Annotated in this window: 20 protein-coding genes; 12 read left to right on the forward strand and 8 right to left on the reverse strand. The window is 51.6% G+C overall.

Features of this window, described 5'->3' with window-relative positions; translation table 11 throughout:
* Positions 1-237: 237 nt before the first annotated feature.
* A complete protein-coding gene (locus CYJ98_RS07810; protein WP_101756048.1) occupies positions 238-1,557 on the reverse strand; it encodes an MFS transporter in 1,320 nt (439 codons plus the stop codon).
* Positions 1,558-1,906: 349 nt separating this feature from the next.
* Here CYJ98_RS07810 and CYJ98_RS07815 point away from each other — a divergent pair, with 349 nt between their 5' ends.
* Positions 1,907-3,280, forward strand: coding sequence for a Na+/H+ antiporter family protein (locus tag CYJ98_RS07815; RefSeq protein ID WP_101756049.1), 1,374 nt, complete (start codon positions 1,907-1,909; stop codon positions 3,278-3,280).
* A gap of 1 nt (position 3,281) precedes the next feature.
* Entirely contained in the window at positions 3,282-3,509 is a 228-nt protein-coding gene (locus tag CYJ98_RS07820; RefSeq protein WP_101756050.1) for a SlyX family protein, read from the forward strand.
* A 102-nt stretch (positions 3,510-3,611) separates the two neighbouring features.
* Here CYJ98_RS07820 and lysA read toward each other — a convergent pair whose 3' ends face one another.
* Positions 3,612-4,832 carry a diaminopimelate decarboxylase gene (lysA, locus tag CYJ98_RS07825; RefSeq protein WP_101756051.1) on the reverse strand — a complete coding sequence of 407 codons (1,221 nt, stop codon included), beginning with the start codon at positions 4,830-4,832 and terminating at the stop codon, positions 3,612-3,614.
* Positions 4,833-4,849: 17 nt separating this feature from the next.
* Entirely contained in the window at positions 4,850-5,020 is a 171-nt protein-coding gene (gene lptM, locus CYJ98_RS07830) for an LPS translocon maturation chaperone LptM (protein WP_036472795.1), read from the reverse strand.
* A gap of 71 nt (positions 5,021-5,091) precedes the next feature.
* Between lptM and cyaY the strand changes: the two genes are divergently transcribed.
* The 3 genes from cyaY to CYJ98_RS07845 all read left to right on the forward strand — a co-directional run bounded on the left by cyaY (position 5,092) and on the right by CYJ98_RS07845 (position 7,756).
* Complete coding sequence (cyaY, locus tag CYJ98_RS07835; RefSeq protein ID WP_049323082.1) at positions 5,092-5,415, forward strand: iron donor protein CyaY; 324 nt, start codon at positions 5,092-5,094, stop codon at positions 5,413-5,415.
* 54 nt (positions 5,416-5,469) lie between these two features.
* Positions 5,470-5,976 (forward strand): S-ribosylhomocysteine lyase, encoded by a 507-nt coding sequence (gene luxS / locus CYJ98_RS07840; protein WP_004518928.1) that lies wholly within the window; start codon positions 5,470-5,472, stop codon positions 5,974-5,976.
* Positions 5,977-6,160: 184 nt separating this feature from the next.
* Positions 6,161-7,756 (forward strand): hypothetical protein, encoded by a 1,596-nt coding sequence (locus tag CYJ98_RS07845; protein ID WP_101756100.1) that lies wholly within the window; start codon positions 6,161-6,163, stop codon positions 7,754-7,756.
* Positions 7,757-7,863: 107 nt separating this feature from the next.
* On the opposite strand, the gene CYJ98_RS07850 is transcribed toward CYJ98_RS07845, so the two are convergent.
* The 4 genes from CYJ98_RS07850 to CYJ98_RS07865 all read right to left on the reverse strand — a co-directional run bounded on the left by CYJ98_RS07850 (position 7,864) and on the right by CYJ98_RS07865 (position 10,686).
* Positions 7,864-8,553 carry a hypothetical protein gene (locus CYJ98_RS07850; protein ID WP_101756052.1) on the reverse strand — a complete coding sequence of 230 codons (690 nt, stop codon included), beginning with the start codon at positions 8,551-8,553 and terminating at the stop codon, positions 7,864-7,866.
* Positions 8,535-9,590, reverse strand: coding sequence for a beta-ketoacyl synthase N-terminal-like domain-containing protein (locus tag CYJ98_RS07855; protein WP_101756053.1), 1,056 nt, complete (start codon positions 9,588-9,590; stop codon positions 8,535-8,537). Before CYJ98_RS07855 ends, CYJ98_RS07850 begins: the two co-directional genes overlap by 19 nt.
* Positions 9,587-9,877, reverse strand: coding sequence for an acyl carrier protein (locus CYJ98_RS07860; protein ID WP_003684646.1), 291 nt, complete (start codon positions 9,875-9,877; stop codon positions 9,587-9,589). The genes CYJ98_RS07855 and CYJ98_RS07860 overlap by 4 nt, the downstream gene beginning before the upstream one ends.
* Positions 9,878-9,960: 83 nt before the next feature.
* Positions 9,961-10,686: a 16S rRNA (uracil(1498)-N(3))-methyltransferase gene (locus CYJ98_RS07865; protein ID WP_101756054.1), complete on the reverse strand. Its 726-nt coding sequence runs from the start codon at positions 10,684-10,686 to the stop codon at positions 9,961-9,963.
* 163 nt (positions 10,687-10,849) lie between these two features.
* Here CYJ98_RS07865 and CYJ98_RS07870 point away from each other — a divergent pair, with 163 nt between their 5' ends.
* Positions 10,850-11,638, forward strand: a complete 789-nt coding sequence (locus CYJ98_RS07870; protein ID WP_003684681.1) for an inositol monophosphatase family protein — start codon at positions 10,850-10,852, stop codon at positions 11,636-11,638.
* 264 nt (positions 11,639-11,902) lie between these two features.
* On the opposite strand, the gene CYJ98_RS07875 is transcribed toward CYJ98_RS07870, so the two are convergent.
* Complete coding sequence (locus CYJ98_RS07875) at positions 11,903-12,370, reverse strand: YchJ family protein (RefSeq protein ID WP_101756055.1); 468 nt, start codon at positions 12,368-12,370, stop codon at positions 11,903-11,905.
* Positions 12,371-12,557: 187 nt separating this feature from the next.
* Here CYJ98_RS07875 and CYJ98_RS07880 point away from each other — a divergent pair, with 187 nt between their 5' ends.
* The 6 genes from CYJ98_RS07880 to CYJ98_RS07905 all read left to right on the forward strand — a co-directional run bounded on the left by CYJ98_RS07880 (position 12,558) and on the right by CYJ98_RS07905 (position 18,281).
* A complete protein-coding gene (locus CYJ98_RS07880) occupies positions 12,558-13,406 on the forward strand; it encodes an RnfABCDGE type electron transport complex subunit B (protein ID WP_180947881.1) in 849 nt (282 codons plus the stop codon).
* Between the two features lie 70 nt (positions 13,407-13,476).
* The gene (locus CYJ98_RS07885) at positions 13,477-14,475 is read left to right on the forward strand and encodes a BtrH N-terminal domain-containing protein (RefSeq protein ID WP_101756101.1); all 999 of its coding nucleotides are present in this window, start codon (positions 13,477-13,479) and stop codon (positions 14,473-14,475) included.
* An 80-nt stretch (positions 14,476-14,555) separates the two neighbouring features.
* Positions 14,556-15,299, forward strand: a complete 744-nt coding sequence (locus CYJ98_RS07890; protein ID WP_101756058.1) for an SH3 domain-containing protein — start codon at positions 14,556-14,558, stop codon at positions 15,297-15,299.
* 45 nt (positions 15,300-15,344) lie between these two features.
* Positions 15,345-16,088 (forward strand): hypothetical protein, encoded by a 744-nt coding sequence (locus CYJ98_RS07895; protein WP_101756059.1) that lies wholly within the window; start codon positions 15,345-15,347, stop codon positions 16,086-16,088.
* Between the two features lie 28 nt (positions 16,089-16,116).
* On the forward strand, positions 16,117-17,031 hold the full coding sequence (locus tag CYJ98_RS07900) for an ABC transporter ATP-binding protein (protein ID WP_101756060.1): 915 nt from the start codon (positions 16,117-16,119) through the stop codon (positions 17,029-17,031).
* Positions 17,028-18,281: an ABC transporter permease gene (locus CYJ98_RS07905; RefSeq protein WP_101756061.1), complete on the forward strand. Its 1,254-nt coding sequence runs from the start codon at positions 17,028-17,030 to the stop codon at positions 18,279-18,281. The genes CYJ98_RS07900 and CYJ98_RS07905 overlap by 4 nt, the downstream gene beginning before the upstream one ends.
* Positions 18,282-18,391 lie beyond the last annotated feature (110 nt).

Raw genomic sequence — 18,391 nt, forward strand, 5'->3', positions numbered from 1 at the left:
TGCTTTGACCTACATCACAAACCATGATTGAACTTTTCAGACAGTCATTTTATCGTTTATTCATTTTAATTCTTTGAAGTATAATATTTTTATCTACGCAAAAACAAAGACGGTTATTCTTCGTCGCTTTCCTCGATAATTAAGATAAAAACAGAAAATCGATGTATTAAAATTACAAACGTAAATGAAAAAGGCCGTCCGAAAATATTTTTCAGACGGCCTTTTTTGCTTTGCCGTTTATTTGCTAATGTCTTCCAGCGTACGACCTTTGGTTTCTTCACCCAATACCAAGATTACCGCCACAATCAGCAGCATAACCAGCGCAAACATCATAAAGATATTGCCGAAGCCACCACTGTTACCCACCATCGCCGCCACCACTATGGGCGCGAGTATGCCGCCGATGCGGCCGATGGCGCCTGCCCAGCCGGATGCGAAAGCACGGAAGCGCAAGGGGTAGAGTTCGGGGGTGTAGGTGTACAAAACGCCCCATGCGCCCAAGTTGAAGAAGGACATCAGGCTGCCCCAAATCATGACTTCGGCCGCAGTGGTGCTTTGCCCGAAAAACCATGCGCACGCGGCGCAAGCGGCCAGGAAGCCTGCCAGCGTTGCTTTGCGGCCGATTCTTTCCACCAAAGCCGCGGCGGCTATATAGCCGGGCAGTTGCGCAACAATCATCACCAGCACATATTCAAAGGTTTTGACCACGGTATTGCCCTGCTCGACCAGCAATTTGGGCAACCAAGTGAAAATGCCGTAATACGAAAACACAATGCCGAACCAAACCAGCCACAGCATCAGCGTACGCCGTGCAAACGGATGTTGCCAAAGTTGGACGAAGCGGATGCGTTCGCGCGGGGCGGCCGGTGCGGCAACGGCTTGTGTCGGCGGCGTGATGCCCGATTGTATTTCCAGCGCGGACACCAAACGGTGCGCTTCGTTGGTTTTGCCGCGGGAAAGCAGGTAAGGCACGGATTCGGGAACGAATTTCAACACCAACGGCACATAAAACAGGGGCAAGGCGCCGAATAAAAACGCGCTGTGCCAGCCGGTTTGCGGAATAAAGAAATAAGACACCAGCGCGGCTGAGAGCCAGCCTAAGCCCCAAAAGCTTTCCAGCAACACAATAAAACGGCCGCGTACTTTCGGCGGCGCATATTCGCTGACCAGCGACACGGCAACGGGCAGTTGACCGCCCAAACCGATGCCGACAAAAAAGCGGCACACCAGCAAAACCGTCAAATCAGGCGCGAGCGCGCACAAACCTGTGGCAATGCTGTACACCACCATCGTGCCGGCAAAAACGGTTTTCCGTCCGAACCTATCCGCCAGCCAGCCGCTGAATACCGCACCCAAGGCCATGCCGACAAAGGCAATGCTAACAATCCAACCCAACTGCGCCGGAGCCAGCGCCCAATCTTTGCCCAAAGCCGGCAATACAAACGATACCAAACCGGTATCCATGGCATCAAACAGCCAGCCTATTCCGACCAAGACCAGAAGTTTGTAATGAAAGCGGGAGGGCGGCAGATTGTGCAGCCGCGTCAGAATATCCATAACTTCTTTCCTTTGTTTGTGTATGATTGAATTGGGTTTTAGCAATAAATGCTTTAATTTCAGTGACAAACCCGAAACCGAGACATTGTGTCGATTTTAACATTGGTACCATATGCAAAGAATAGGAAGCGCGTGTTTTTTAGATATTTTTATCGCCAGAACCGCACGCCCTATTAAAACTCTGAATAAGGGTTCACGGCAGGCCGTCTGAAACCGATGGTCTGTTTTTCAGACGGCCTGTCGTTTTTTGCAAAGGCTTCATGCTTGGGTTATGATGTTTATTTGTAATATGTAAACAGATGATTGCCTGTTTTTACATAACAGGCCGTCTGAAACAACGGAGAACGATATGAATGCGGTTGTAATTGCGGTCATCATCATGCTTGTGCTGTCTTTATCGCGCGTGCATGTGGTGCTCAGCTTGGCTGTCGGCGCGTTTGTCGGCGGCTTGGTGGCCGGTATGCCTTTGGAGAATGTAACCAACGCGGCCGGCGATGTGGTGCAGCAAGGGATTATTCCTGTTTTTAACGAAGGCTTGAAAGGCGGGGCGCAAATCGCGCTGTCTTATGCCATGCTCGGCGCGTTTGCCATGGCCATCACGCATTCCGGCCTGCCGCAACAGCTTGCCGGCGTGATTATCCGCAAACTCAACGGCGGCGAAGGCAATGCGAAAGGCGAAGGCGCGGTCAAATGGCTGCTGCTGGCGATTATTTTGTGCATGGGCGTGATGAGCCAAAACATTGTGCCGATTCATATTGCGTTTATCCCGATGATTATTCCGCCGCTGCTGTTGGTGTTCAATCGTTTGAAACTCGACCGCCGCTTGGTGGCCTGCGTGATTACGTTTGGCTTGGTAACGACTTATATGTTCCTGCCTTACGGTTTCGGCGCCATCTTCTTGAACGACATCATGTTGGGCAATATCCGCTCGGCAGGCATGGACACCAGCGGCATCAATGTGATGCACGCAATGGCGATTCCGGCTTTGGGCATGGTGTCCGGCTTGCTGCTGGCCTTTTTGCACTACCGCAAGCCGCGCATTTATCAGAACAATACCACTGACACGGAAGACAACCGTGCGGCAGTGCAACAACAAGAGCCTTCAACCTATCGCAGCTTGGTGGCGGCCGTGGCGATTGCCGTGTGTTTTGCCATTCAGCTTTCGTACGATGGTTCGCTGGTATTGGGCGCTATGTTGGGCTTTGCCGTGTTTATGATGTTGGGCGTGATGAACCGCTCCGCCGCCAGCGATGTGTTCGGCGAAGGCATCAAAATGATGGCGATGGTCGGCTTTATTATGATTGCGGCACAAGGTTTCGCCGCCGTAATGAACGCAACCGGCGAGATTCAGCCTTTGGTCGAACGCAGCATGGCTTTGTTCGGAAGCAATAAAGGCATGGCCGCCTTTACCATGCTGTTTGTCGGCCTGCTGGTAACCATGGGCATCGGCTCGTCTTTCTCCACCTTGCCGATTATTACCGCGATTTATGTGCCTTTGTGCATCAGCTTGGGCTTCTCCCCAATGGCTACCGTGGCCATCGTCGGCACGGCAGGCGCGCTGGGCGATGCAGGTTCCCCTGCTTCCGACTCAACGCTCGGCCCGACCATGGGTCTGAACGCCGACGGTCAACACGACCACATCCGCGATTCGGTTATCCCGACCTTTATCCACTACAATATCCCGCTGATGGCTGCCGGCTGGATTGCCGCGATGGTGCTGTAATATGAGCGATATTCAGGAATTGGAACACCGCGTCACGGAGCTGGAAATTCAAACGGCCTTGCAGGAAGATTTAATCGGCAGCCTGAACGACACCATCGCCAAGATGCAGCAGGCTTTGGATTTGCAACAAGGCCAGTTGCGGCTTCTGTATCAACGGATGAAGGACAAAGGCGCAAACGGAGAACGCGAACCGTACAGCCTGCGCGATGAAATTCCGCCGCATTATTGATCAACTGAAAAAGGGCGTGTTTGATACATGCCCTTTTCTTTCATAGCAAAGGCCGTCTGAAAGTCAATCAAGCTTTCAGACGGCCTTTTAAACAATCCAACCTTACAAACAAGCCAATTCGTTGGCCATTTGCTGCTCGACGGTTTCACGTTGGCGGATAAGTTTGCATTCGTTGCCGTCAACCAATACTTCCGCCGCACGGTTACGCGTGTTGTAGTTGCTCGCCATGCTTGAACCATACGCACCGGCGCTGCGGATAAGCAGTAAATCCCCTTCTTCGCAGGCGATGGTGCGGTCTTTGCCGAGGAAGTCGCCGGTTTCGCAAATCGGGCCGACGATATTGGCCGTCAGAGGCTCAATGTCTTTGGTTTCGACCGCTTCAATGTGATGATAGGCGTCATAAAGTGCCGGACGCATCAAATCGTTCATCGCCGCATCGACCATCACAAAGTTTTTCTCTTCGCCATGTTTGACGAACTCGACGCGCGTCAACAACGCACCGGCATTACCAACCAAGCTGCGGCCTGGCTCGAGAACCAGTTTCAGACGGCGTGTACCGATCAGTTTTTGAACGGCTTGGGCATACACGCCCAAATCAGGCACATTTTCGTCTTGGTAAACAATGCCGACACCGCCGCCCAAGTCCAAGTGTTCCAACACAATACCTTCGTCTGCCAGTTGGTCGACCAAGGCCAAGATACGTTCGCAGGCTTCGATAAGCGGGCTGAGGTCGGTCAGTTGCGAGCCGATATGGCAGTCGATACCGATGATTTTCAAATGGCTTTGTCGGGAAGCATGACGATAGGCCTCAAGCGCATCGGCATAGGCAATACCGAATTTATTGGCTTTCAAACCGGTGGAGATATAAGGGTGGGTTTTGGCATCGACATCAGGATTGACGCGCAAGGAAACCGGAGCGACTTTACCCAAACGCGCGGCAACTTTCTGAATACGGTCGATTTCGGGAATGCTCTCCATATTGAAGCATTTCACGCCCGCATTCAGCGCAAATTCAATTTCTGCCTCACTCTTGCCCACACCAGAAAAAATCGTTTTCGCCGCATCGCCGCCGGCCGCCAAAACACGCGCCAACTCGCCGCCGGACACAATGTCAAAACCGCTCCCCAAAGAAGCAAAGTGTTTGATGATGCTCAGGTTGCCATTGGCTTTAACCGCGTAGCAGACAAGCGGATTCAAAGCAGCAAACGCGGTTTGGTAGTTGTCAAACGCCTCGGTCAGCGCAGATTTGCTGTACACATAAAGCGGCGTGCCGAATTCCTCGGCAAGGTGGGAATAAGGGATTTGTTCGCAGGATAAGGTCATGTTTGTGAAGTCTTTTTTTAATCGTTAGTTTGAGTGGTCGGCTCTTTAGCCGTATCGAATTTCAAGCCGGTCTGAATCACGCCGAAGCGCGCCTTGTCGCCTTCTTTGGGCAGGTAGAGGTCGCCTTTGTAGCCGCAGGCAGAAAGCAGCAGAGCCGTTGCCGCTGCAAAAAATACGCCGTATTTCATCAGTAAAACTTTCTTCATCATTACGAATGTGGCAAGATTCGGTATCTTAAACAAAAACCACACAAAAAGCCATGATGACCGAAAGCGAATTCATCCGCCTGAGCGAAGAATTGTTTGAACACATTGAAGACCAAATCGATGAAAACGGCTGGGATTTCGACTGCCAGTTTGCCGGAAACGTCCTGACCATCGAAGCCGAAGACGGCACGCAAATCATCGTCAACCGCCACACGCCCAACCAAGAATTGTGGATTGCCGCAAAAAGCGGCGGCTACCATTTCGCCGAGCAAAACGGCAAATGGCTGGCAACACGCGACGGACGGGATTTCTACGATGTTTTGAACGAAGCACTGAGCGCGGCTTCGGGCGAGGCAGTCAATATTGCCGAATTGTGATTGAATCTTTAAATCCGACCCGCTAAAAATCTATTTACCTCAAAGGATACCCAAATGCCCCTACTAGACAGTTTCAAAGTCGACCACACCCGTATGCACGCCCCTGCCGTGCGTGTGGCGAAAACCATGACCACGCCCAAAGGCGACACCATTACCGTATTTGACCTGCGTTTTTGCATTCCCAACAAAGAAATCCTGCCCGAAAAAGGCATTCACACGCTGGAGCATTTGTTCGCCGGCTTTATGCGCGACCACTTAAACGGCAACGGCGTCGAAATCATCGACATTTCCCCGATGGGCTGCCGCACCGGTTTCTACATGAGCCTCATCGGCACGCCCGACGAACAAAAAGTGGCCGACGCATGGCTCGCTTCAATGCAGGATGTTTTGACCGTTCAAGACCAAAGCAAAATCCCCGAGCTGAACGAATACCAATGCGGTACTTACCTGATGCACTCGCTTGCTGAAGCACACGAAATTGCCCAAAACGTTTTGGCACGCAAAGTAGCCGTCAATAAAAACGAAGAACTGACATTGGACGAAAGCCTGTTAAACGCTTAATCCGCTATGACAACAAAGGCCGTCTGAAACTTTATATAACAAGTTTCAGACGGCCTAAGACCTTTTATTCCAATTTTCAACCTTTCAGCCACAGTTTTACACCGCCTAAAAATAAGTTGGCGGATGCTGACAGTGTACATAGTATAATTACACTTTGAACAAACAACCTGATTCTATTGCCTTTATGAAACCGTTTTTCTGCAAAACCGCCATTGCCCTCAGCCTGACCCTCCCCGCCGCCGCTAATGCTGCCGAGTATGTCTGCAATGTTGAAGGCATCACCGTTTATGCTTCATACCAGATCAATGACGCCTGTCGCATAGTTGAAACAAACAATGTAACAGAAAACAGCGTCGTTGCAATTCCAGGCGACACTCCGGTTTTAAAAACGGTACAAACAACAGAATTTAAAGCATCTGCCGCTGACTACGTTCATGCTTCTCATGCAATGCCTGCAGTACAAACCCCAGTCGTTGTTGCTCGAAATGAATACGGTATTCCGGCACCTATTTCCATTCCGATGGCACAAACTCGACAAGCTGTGCCTGCGAATAAAACCATTGCAGACAGCGTAATCGTTCCCAACAATACGCCTGTTTTAGAAACACCAGCCGTTGCAAAACCTGAAAACTATGTTGTCGATACTGCTGTCCACAACACAACTCCTGTCGTACAAACGCAGACGACTGCCGTTCAAGCGGACAACACTATTGTTCCTCCAATGCTTGCCGCGCAAACCCAACCTACCGTTGCGGCCGACAAAGCCATTGCAGACAGCGTAATTGTTTCCAACAATACGCCTACTCTGGAAGCGCCGCCCACAATAAAAGCTGAAGACTATGTTGCCGACACTACTGTCCGCAATACAACTCCTGTCGTACAAACTCAGTCTAGTGCAACCCAAACAGAAAACAGTGTTGTTCCTGTCATGCTTGCCGCACAAGCCCAACCTACTGCTTCTACCGAGAAAACAGTTTCAGACGGCATTGCTATTATTAATGAAACACCAGCTGCTCAACCTGTTGTGCCTGCAATCCAAATTCCACAAGAGATTATTCAGAACTCGACAGCTCAGCCGCAAACTTCAACTACCAAAAATAGCCAAGCGGTAACAGCTCAGGATGAAGCGCTCGATAAAACACCTGCCAAAGTCGAGACTAAGCGCAAAGGCAAAACTTATGCCAAAACCTCCTCTCGACGCAAAGCCAAGGTCAACCGTACCAAAACAGCCGTTGTCCGCACATCCGAAGAACAAGCAGCCAAAACTATTGCCACCGCTTCGGTCGAACCAAGCACGCCGGCAACTGCCACTCCGGTAGAGCATGGCAAAACCACTGTCCCAACACCTTTCCCTCAAGCATACAAACCGGCAGCCGACATTTTGCTGGATAAAGAAAATAATGACAGTGATATCAAAATTCTGCCAAATGTACCGATTACCAGCGTGACCAACACAGCCGAAGCTGCCAATCCGCGCCTCAATATTACCCTGCGCAACCGTCAGAACAAATCACGCAGTTCTTCATACAGCAAATACAAAGCCCCTGTTATCCGTACAGCACCTGTGGTTACGCCGGCTCCTAAGCCAAGCCCTAAAGAAACCCGCAAACAGATATTGCAGACCGAAGTGCGCAATGAACAGGCTGCTATTACCCGCCTTCAAACCCAGCTGAATGCGGCCAAACAAAAAGGCGATCAAATTAAGATCCAACAGCTGACCCGTACCATCAACGCCCGTAAAGCGAATATCCGCGCTATTCAAGGCGAAATGTCTCGTTGATTGGTTTTTGATACAAAAGGCCGTCTGAAAATATTTTCAGACGGCCTTTTTAATGGCTTACAACCTATTTACTTCAACAAACTCATTCTCTAAAATCATTTTCCCTATCACGCCAAAGTATATTTCTTCACATCCCTACCCTCGTGCGCCATTACTGCTTCTATCCAATCGGCGATATTTTGCCAATAATATTGCGACTTTTCAGACGGCCTATCAGTCTGAGTACCTTCATCATTCAACACAACGGGAACCCCCTGCTCTGCACCGGCTTCAAGCACAATCCAAATACTGCCTTCATGAGTATCGGCATGAGCTGCTTGATGTTCATATGCCCAGCCAACCGCAGCTTGTCCGCCATTTTGCAAAGACTGCATCGCCAGAGATAATGGATGAAAGTACGTATCTACATCGTTGTCGGCAGCCACGACCAAAGTTGCACCATGCGTACCTAACGCTTGCGCGGCATGAAAAACGGGGGAGTTGTGCAGATTGGCGATAAAGTCAAACGGCATCGCGGCGTGATGGTTCAGCACATTGTCTGCCATTTTTTCAAATACGGATGGCGAAGAAAACGGTGTACCGAGAAAAACAGCGCAATCAGAACGAATTTCGCACTGCTCTTTCAGTTGCCCTGCACCAAGCGCGGCAATCAGGCTCAAGCGGCTGAGGCGGCGGGTATCTATACCGCTTTGCTGCTTTAAGGTTTGTTTGAGGATTTTACCGCCGGTGCCGGCGTCAGTATCAAAACGCACGGCGGCGGTAATACGGATATTAGGATTTACGGTTGCCATTGCCATACCAAAGATGTGTTGCTGCCACCAAAACCAAACTGATTGGCCAAACAGAAAAAGCCGCCTTTTTGTGAAGTCGCGCACTCGGAAAAACGAATTTTCCGCCCCTGATAATCGTTGCTTTCACCTTGTTTTAAAGCGGATAAAAGCAGGACCGTTTCAAGGGCTGCCGTTGCGCCAAGCGTGTGTCCGATTTGCGGCTTGAACGCCATCAAAGGGGGCAGTATACCGAATATATTTTCCAGTGCAGCCAATTCGGCGACATCGCTGTCAGCCGTGCCGATGCCGTGTGTTTTAACAGCTGCAATGCTTTCAGGAGCGATACCTGCAATATCTAACGCACGGCGCATCACCTGCTCTTGCGCTTGGCCATCGCTTTGAATCAGGTCATTGCCTGTATTGGCGGCGTGTCCGATAAGTTTCAGACGGCCTGAAGATTCAGGAGCAGCGGAAGATAAGGCAAGCGCGGCAACACCTTCGCCTAAAATCAAACCGTTTCCGCCAAAAGGCTGATACTGTTCGGTCAGCAAACCCAAGCTGTGAAAATGCAGCAAAGTCAGTTGGTTGAGGTTTTCAATACCAAACACAAAGGCTCGCTCCGCCCCGCCGCGCAAACAATTATCCGCCTGAATCAGCGCATGGGCAGATGAAGTACAGGCAGTAGCGAAACTGAAAATCTGCCGATTGCCGCTACGCCGGCGCAAATCTTCGGCAAGATAAAGCAGATTGTGTTCCTCTACCGCCCTATTACCCGCAAAATGGCGGTTTTCATATTCGGAGATGGAATAGGAACTGGAACCGATAAACACCGGCGCATCGTGCCAGCTTTCAGACGGCCAGCCTGCATTTTCGGCGGCTCGGCGCAAATGTTGTTCGGCAATATCCGCAAATTCCTTCCGCCCCAAACTGTCGCCGGCGAATGCACGAAAATAAGCAACCTGCTGCGGCTGGTTTAAAAACGTATAAGACACCGCATCAGGCCGTCTGAAATCCGTTTGCGGATTCAAGGCAGAAGTGGCCGCTGTACCGCAAACCCAACTCACGCGCCATGCTCCGCACGGATAAACGCCGCCAAATCGCGTACGCACATCATATGTTTGCGCACCATACGGTCGCCCTGTAGGCGTACTTGGAAATACTGTTGCAAGGCAACGCTGATTTGCAGCGCATCAAGCGAATCCAAACCGACCGGACTGTCATCGCCAAACAAAAGCGCATCGTCGGTGAAATCATCCATATCCACATCGTCGGCCTTATCGGCCTCTTGCACGATTAACTTTTTCAATTCCGCTTCCAGCTCGTACTCGGCCAGTGTAAAGGTGTAAGACATTTTTTAAACTCCCATTTTTATATCATGAAGCAACAGCTTGTTTGAGCGAAACTCGCTACGCTCGTTTTCAGACGGCCCGAACTTTATGCAAAATCGCCCCAAAGCGTCTGCATGGCGGCAATGGCCGCAAGTGAAGCGGTTTCGGTACGCAACACCCGTTTGCCAAGCGTAACGGATTGAAAACCGGCATCAAATGCCTGTTGCTCTTCCTTCTCCGTCCAGCCGCCTTCCGGGCCGACCATAAACACGACCTTACCGGATTGAGGCCGAACATCGCTCAGTTTTTGTGCGTGGTTCAAGCTCATTAACAGTTTGGTCGTTTCCTGCGGCAACTGCTGCAGAGCCTGTGCATAAGTCGTCAGTGGCAAAACCTTCGGCACAATATTGCGGCCGCTTTGTTCACACGCCGAAACGACGATTTCCTGCCAACGCGCCACCCGCTTTTCAGCGCGTTCGCCGCTCAAGCGGACGACACAGCGTTCGCTGATGACCGGGCGAATTTCTGCCACGCCCAATTCCACGCTTTTCTGCAAAGTGAAATCCATGCGCTCTGCGGCGGATACCGCCTGTACCAACGTAATGTTCAGCGGCGATTCGTTGTCCGTTGCCTCTTCACGCAGAATACGCACGCTGGCGCGGCGTTTTTCCAAAACTTCAGGCAAAGCCGGATATGACTTGCCATTGCCGTTGAACAACACGATTTCTTCCGTATTTTTCACGCGCAATACATTCAGATGGCGCACCACATTATCGGGCAATTCGACCACGCTGTCGGGGCTTAAGGCAAAATCAACGTAAAATCGGGGCATGGTTTCCTGCTTTATTCATGTATATAATTTGAACTTTCGTGAACGAAGTTGAAACACGGCGACATCCTCTTGCCTGCCTGATTTCGATTTCATCCACTATAATTTAAAACTTCCTGAATTTTAATCCACTGTCACGCAAAACTGCAAAAAACAAGGATACGCCGTGCTATACCGTTTACAGAAAGTCGTCCGCCACATCGCCCAAACCGAAGTCATGCCGCGTTTTCTGAACACGCCGTCACGACGCAAGGAAGACGGTTCGGTTTTGAGTGAAGCAGATTTGGCCGCACAAACCGCTTTTGCCGCCGCCCTGCCCTTATTGGAGGATTGTCCGATGTTGGGCGAGGAGATGAGCGTTCAGGAGCAAACCCGTTTGTGGAACGAACATTCAGACGGCCTGTGGATTGTCGACCCTATCGACGGCACAAACAACTTCGTCAACGGTTTGCCGCATTTTGCCGTATCCGTCGCGCTGGTTAAAAACGGCCACGCCGAATTGGGCGTGATTTACAATCCGGTCAGCGGCGAATGTTTCTATGCCGAACGCGGCAAAGGCGCATTCCTCAACGGCACGCCGCTGCCGCTGCGCTCGGAAAACAAAAAACTCAACGAATCCATTGCCGGCGTAGAAATCAAATACCTGCGTTCGGGCAAACTCGCCAGCCGCATGAATACCCTTGCCCCATTCGGCACAATCCGTAGCATGGGCAGCAGCACGCTCGATTGGTGCTACCTTGCCAGCGGCCGCTACGATATTTACATCCACGGCGGACAAAAGCTGTGGGACTACGCTGCCGGCGCATTGATTTTTGAAGAAGCCGGCGGCTGCCTGACCACTTTGGAGGGCGACGATTTTTGGAGCGGCGAACATGTATTCAAGCGTTCCGTCATCGCCGCATTGCAACCCGAGCTGTTTCAACAATGGGTGAAATGGATTCGAGAAAATCAGTAAAAATACCGTTTATCTTCAAAAAATCACGATTATCTTGCAACTTATTGAAATTATTTCACTTCTTAACAGCATTTAATACTAAAAACGGTAGAATATCAATCGCTGACACAACACCGCTCTTTCATCCCTTTTGGGCGGTGCAGCAAGTAAGACGTTTTCCCGCAATGTATTGGCCATTCATACTTCTCCCTTAGTATGAATGGTTTTTTTTATCTGCAAAAACAGCTCAGGCCGTCTGAACGTTCAGACGGCCTGTTTACATTACTATTTGAAAAACTGTCCGCAACATGCCTTAAACTTTTTGCCCGAACCGCACAAACAAGGCTGTTTCATCGTCGGCAAAGCAACGGTCGGATCAATAAAGTACCAACGCCCGTCTATTTTCACAAACGCCGACAATTCATGATGGCACTCAGTTTGCCCGTTCTCTTCAAAATACGCCTCAAACTCGACCAAAGCATGCAGTTTGCCAAACGGCACATGACGGATAACCTTCAATCCCGACCACTGCGTCTGCTGACTCCATGCCGCCAAATCCTGCTTGTCCAACAAATTCTGCTGCGCAGGGACAGTCGTGTCCACGATATAGTCGATTTCCTGCAAAACATACGCGCTGTAACGCGAACGCATCAACTCTTCCGCCGTCGCGGCCGCCGCCTCACGCGCATGAAACGGTGCGCAACATTCCGCATAAACGCACCCCGACTGACAGGGGCAAAGTGTAGCCGTCATTCCTAATTACCCGAATAAATCCATTTCAAAATTATAACGCAAACCCGACTCAGGCCGTCTGAAAACAAGCGTAGCAAGTTTCGTTAAAACGAGCGTAGAGAGTTTCGCTAAAATAAGCAAAGCGGGTTTCGCCAAAATAAACGCAACAATCTGATATAATGCGCCTTTTCGATTTTGACTATCCATGATGACCATTCCCATCCAAAGCATCAGCCGCCTGTTGCCGCAAACCCAATGTCGTGAGTGCGGCTATGAAGGCTGCTTACCCTATGCGCGCGCCCTGTCGGCAGGAGAAGCGCCGGTAAACCTGTGCGCGCCGGGTGGGGAAACCGTCATGAAAGATATTGCCGACCTGTTGGGCAAACCCTACCTCGCCCCGGCAAAAACACAAATCAAAGCCGTAGCCCTGATTGACGAAGCCGTCTGCATCGGCTGTACCGCCTGTATCCGCGCCTGCCCTGTCGATGCCATTATGGGCGCATCCAAACTGATGCACACCGTCATCAGCGACGAATGCACCGGCTGCGGCTTGTGCGTTACCCCCTGCCCCGTCGACTGCATCGACATGGTTCCCGTATCGCAGCCCTTCCTGCCATCTGCACGCCGTTTCAGCACCTCTGCCGAACCGCGCTTTGCCGCCGCCGAACATGCTCAAAGCCGTTTTGAACGCCATACCGAGCGCAAACAGCGCGACGATGCCGAACGCAAAGCCCTGCTGGCGCAACGCGAAGCCGCCGTCAAAGCCAAACAGGCCGCACAGGCACAAACCCAAACAGCCGCACCAAGCGCCGCATTCAACCCCATGGATTTGATTGCCAAAGCCATGGCCAAAGCGCAATCACAACAGGGCAAACTCGTCTCCTCCGACAACCGCGAAGACTTCAAAGCACGCCAAATCGAAGAAGCCAAAGAACGCGCCGAACTGCGCCGCGCCCAACGTGATGCCAAATACGGCAACGAAGCCGAAAAAACCGCCGCCATCGAATTTCTGCGCCGCTACAAAGCCGAGCAGGAAGCGGCCAAGGAAGCCCGCTGATTTCCAAAACAACAAACCATTCCGACCGTATCAGGCCGTCTGAAAACATTGCATGAAAACCAATAACTTTATGACCACACAAGAATTTCCACACCAGCATACCGCCCATTGCGAAAGCGGTGTGATGTCCACCCTGCTCAAATACCATGGCCACAATTTAGACGAAGCCATGATTTTCGGCATTGCCCACGCGCTGACGTTTGTCTGGATGCCGCTGATCAAATTAAACGGCATGCCGCTGGTTTCTTATCGCACCGCACCGCGCAGCATTATCAAAAACACCTGCAAAGCATTGGGGCTGAAATTATCCGTGCGCAAATTTTCCGACGCACAAAGCGGACAAGCCGCATTGGATGCCGCGCTATCCTCAGGCAAACTGGCCGGTTTGCAAACCTCCGTCTTCTGGCTGCCCTACTTCCCGCCACAAATGCGCTTCCATTTCAACGCACACAATCTTTTAGTGTACGGAAAAGACGGCAACGACTACCTCATCAGCGACCCCGTATTTGAAACCGTGCAACGCTGCGCCGCCGAAGATTTGCAACGGGCGCGCTTTGCCAAAGGCGTATTGGCGGCAAAAGGCATGATGTACACATTAGAAGACAACAGGCCGTCTGAAAAAATCATGGCAGACTTGCCCGCTATTATCCGCAAAGCCATACGCAAAAACGCCAAACATATGCTCGCACCGGTCTTTTTCATCGGTGTAAAAGGCATCCGCACGCTGGCCAAAAAAATCGAGTCCCTGCCTGCCAAACAAAACGACAAATACCAAAAACTGTTCCTCGGCCATTTGGTGCGGATGCAGGAAGAAATCGGCACCGGCGGCGCGGGTTTCCGCTATATCTACGCCTATTTCCTCGAGCAGGCCGCCCGTATCTGCGACAGCCCCGCGTTTCAGACGGCCTCGGAACAAATGACCGCCATCGGCGACCAATGGCGGCAGTTTGCAGCAATGTGCGTGAAACAGTGCAAAAAGCCGTCCGAAAACGGCTGCCGCGAAATCGCCGCATTTTTGCGCAAGATTGCGGACGATGAAGAAGCGTTGTGGCGGGGATTGTTGAAATAATGGGAATCATGCGGCTTAACTTAAACCGCCGCGTACAGTTTTGAAATTAGGTCGTCTGAAAACTCAAAGAAAAGATAAAAATGCGTTGCTTAACTGCTCTCTTATTATTGTGTTCCGCCTTAACCCATGCCACGCCGCCGGACGGCTTTGCCTTAGTTCATGATGCCGACGGACATACCAACTTACGCGAAAGCCCCGATTTGAATGCCAAAGTCTTGGCAAAAATTCCCAACGGCACACCGTTGAAATGTCTGGGTGATGGCGGCGAAGGCAGCCTGAGTTTCTGTACTGCCCAGCTGCAACAACCTGCCGCAGAAGACTACGGTTTCATCCATTACAGCCGTCTGATATTTCCCGCCTCCGACAAAAGCTTCGCCCGACTGCGCGAACAATCTGGTCGCGACGATACGCTGACTTTGTCCGGTAGCGGACAAACGGTACACATCGTTGCCCGCCGCATCCATCCAAAACTCAGCGACTTCTCGGGCATCAACAAAGACAAATACACCGCGCGGCTCTATCGAGGCAAACCTTTCTATGGTACAGACTACGACATTCCCAAAAGCGTGTTCGCGCTTGAACGCATCACGCTAAACGGTCAAGCGGTTCCCGCTGCCGAACTGCAAGGACTGTTCTCGCCCGATTTTGCCGCCACCGCACGCGATAGCCAGGTGTACGACCGCTGGGAAGCCTATTACCGCAGCATCGATAAGAGGCTCTATCTATTTGGCAGACAAGGCTCGGGCGCCGGTAGTTTCGATGTCTGCTTTATATTTAAGGACGGTAAATTCCAGCGCCGCTATTTATGGAATGCTGCGCTATAAATATCGCTCGAAAAGGTCGTCTGAAAACTAAAAGAAAAGATAAAAATGCGTTACTTAGCTGCTCTCCTATTATTGTGTTCCGCCCTAACCCATGCCGCGCCGCCGAACGGCTTTGCCTTGGTGCATGATGCCGACGGACACACCAACTTGCGCAAAAGCCCCGATTTGAATGCCAAAGTCTTGGCAAGAATTCCCAACGGCACACCGTTGGAATGTGTGGAAGAACTCAGTGAAACCAGGTCAGACTTCTGTTTTGTTCAGCTACAACAGGCAAGCGCCGACGATTCCGGCTTTATCCATTACAGCCGTCTGATATTCCCAGCCGCCGACAAAAGCTTTGTCCGCCTGCGCGAACAATCCGGTCACGACGATACGCTGACTTTGTCCGGCAACGGTCAAACGGTACACATCGTTGCCCGCCGCATTCACCCTAAACTCAGTGATTTCTCGGGTATCAGCAAAGACAAATACACCGCGCGTCTCTATCAAGGCAAGCCGTTCTATGGCATGGACTCTATGATTTCCAAAAGCGTGTTCGCGCTTGAACGTATCACGCTAAACGGTCAAGCGGTTCCCGCTGCCGAACTGCAAGGACTCTTCTCGCCCGATTTTGCCGCCACTGCACGCGACAGCAATGTGTATAAAGGTTGGGAAGCCTATTACCGCCGCAGCGATAAGACGCTTTATCTGTTCGGCAGACAAGGTTCGGACGGCGCTCCCTTCGGCGTCTGCTTTATATTTAAGGACGGCAAATTCCAGCGCCGTTATTTATGGGGTGCTGTGATATAAATATCGCTAAAAAAGGTCGTCTGAAACCATGATTCAAATCCAATCCCTCTCCCACCGTTATCCCAAAGCTGAAACTGCCGCGCTGGACAATGTGTCGTTCGATATTGCCGACGGCGAATGTTTGGGACTGCTCGGCCACAACGGTGCGGGGAAAACGACGCTGATGTCGCTTTTGGCCGGCTTGCAGGAAGTACGGCAGGGCGAAATTTTGTTTGACGGCAAGCCGTTGCGCCTGTTGAGCCGCAGCGAACGGCAGAAAATCGGTTTGGTGCCGCAGGATTTTGCGTTTTATCCGCAGCTTTCTGTGTGGGACAACCTGCTGTTTTTCGCCTCGCTTTACAAAGTGCACGACAAAAGCCGTCTGAACGCGCTGTTGGAACAGACCGACCTGACCGCCCACAAAAACAAAGCAGCGAAGCATCTTTCGGGTGGGCTTAAACGCCGTCTGAATTTTGCCATCGGCCTGATTAATACGCCGCAATTGGTGTTTCTCGACGAAATTACGGTCGGCATCGACCCGCAGTCGCGCCGCTTTATCCTCGACAGCGTGGCGGATTTGACGCGTCAGGGGGTAACGGTAGTTTATACCTCGCACTATCTGTCGGAAATCGAGCAGCTTTGCGACAAAATCGCGCTGCTGCAACATGGCAAGCTGGTGTACCACGGCGGTTTGGACGAGCTTCTAGGCACGCAAACCGGTGTCGTGCGTTTTACCGTCGAACCGCCGCTGCTGCCTCAGACGCTGGCCGCTTTGGGTGCAAAGCAAGTGGACAGCCGCGGCATGATGGAAACGACGCACGATGCCGCCGCCGTTTACGCTGCCCTGCAACAAAGCGGCGCACAAATCCGCTACTTCCAGCAGGGACACGGTTCGCTGGAAACGTTTTACCTTGATTTCCTGCGCAAAGACGAACCGGCAACAGATAAGCAAAATCCACAATGACGATTTCCTCCCTCCTCAAAGAACTCAAACTGCTCTGCCGCGACCTGCACGGTTTGGCCGTGTTGTTTGTGATGCCCATCGCCTTCATGCTGATTATGTCGTTGGCGCTAAGCCGCGACCAAGACCCGCACACCGACAGCCGTATCGCGCTGGTTGGCATAGCAAACGACAGTATCAATACCGCGCTGGCCGCCGCGCTGGAGAAAGAACAAATCCATGTCACACTGATGCCGTCTGAAAAACTAACCGACGCGCAAAACGGCCTGCACGACAAACGTTTCCAACTGGTGCTGCACAACCCGAACCCCACTTCCGGCAAAATCGCCGACGACAAAGCCCTGCAAATCTATGTACCGCCCGATACCGAGCCTTCATGGCTGGCGGCTGTCAAAGGCGTTTTGCAGCAGCACTACACCGAAACGCGGCTGGACGCCTATTTCGACAACAATGACGGCATCAAAATCGACAATAAAAAACTGCCTCGTTCCATCCGCAAAGACATCCAGAAAAAAGTGGATGAAAAAAACGACGAACAATTCGCCGCCGTGCGCAGCTTTTTAGATAAAAAAATGCTGGAAGAACACTATCTGAGCGCAGGCAACGGCACAGTGGAAAAACCCAACGCCGTACAGCACAGCGTTCCCGCATGGCTGATTTTCGGCATGTTTTTCATTATGATACCGCTGTCGAACGTCATGGCACTGGAACGCCAGACCAACACCATTACCCGCCTGCGCCTCGCCCGCGCCTCCGCATCCGGCCTGATTGCTGCGAAACTTGTCCCCTATTTCCTGATTAACCAGCTTCAGTTTGTCGGAATGCTGCTGCTCGGCCGCTACCTGCTGCCCGAAATCGGCGTACCCGCCCTCATACTCAACGGCAGCCTTGTTCCCTACGCGTTGCTGTCCGCTGCCGTCAGTGCCGCCGCACTCGGCTACGCGCTATTAATCAGCGTCTGCGCCAAATCCACCGAACACGCCGTCGTCCTCGGCGGCGGCGGCATCATCCTGATGGCGGCAATCGGCGGCATTATGGTGCCTGCACACGTCATGCCCGAAACCATGCAGCAACTCACTTGGATTTCCCCAATGGCATGGGGCTTGAAGGCTTTTCAGGAATTACTGCTCAACCGCAGCGGACTGGACGGAATCGGCCGTTATCTGCTTCTACTGTCAGCATTCTCTTTTGCCACACTGACTGCTGCCGTATTGGTTTATCGTAGGCAGTTGCAGACGCAGGTTAGGTTTTAAACGTTTGTCTGCCCTAGGTAGACAAACTTATTTCTCAAAACCATTCCTATAAAACTTCAGGCCGTCTGAAAGATATTTTCAGACGGCCTGATGCTTGATGTGCTATGGAT

Source organism: Neisseria perflava (assembly GCF_002863305.2).
GTDB lineage: Bacteria > Pseudomonadota > Gammaproteobacteria > Burkholderiales > Neisseriaceae > Neisseria > Neisseria perflava_A.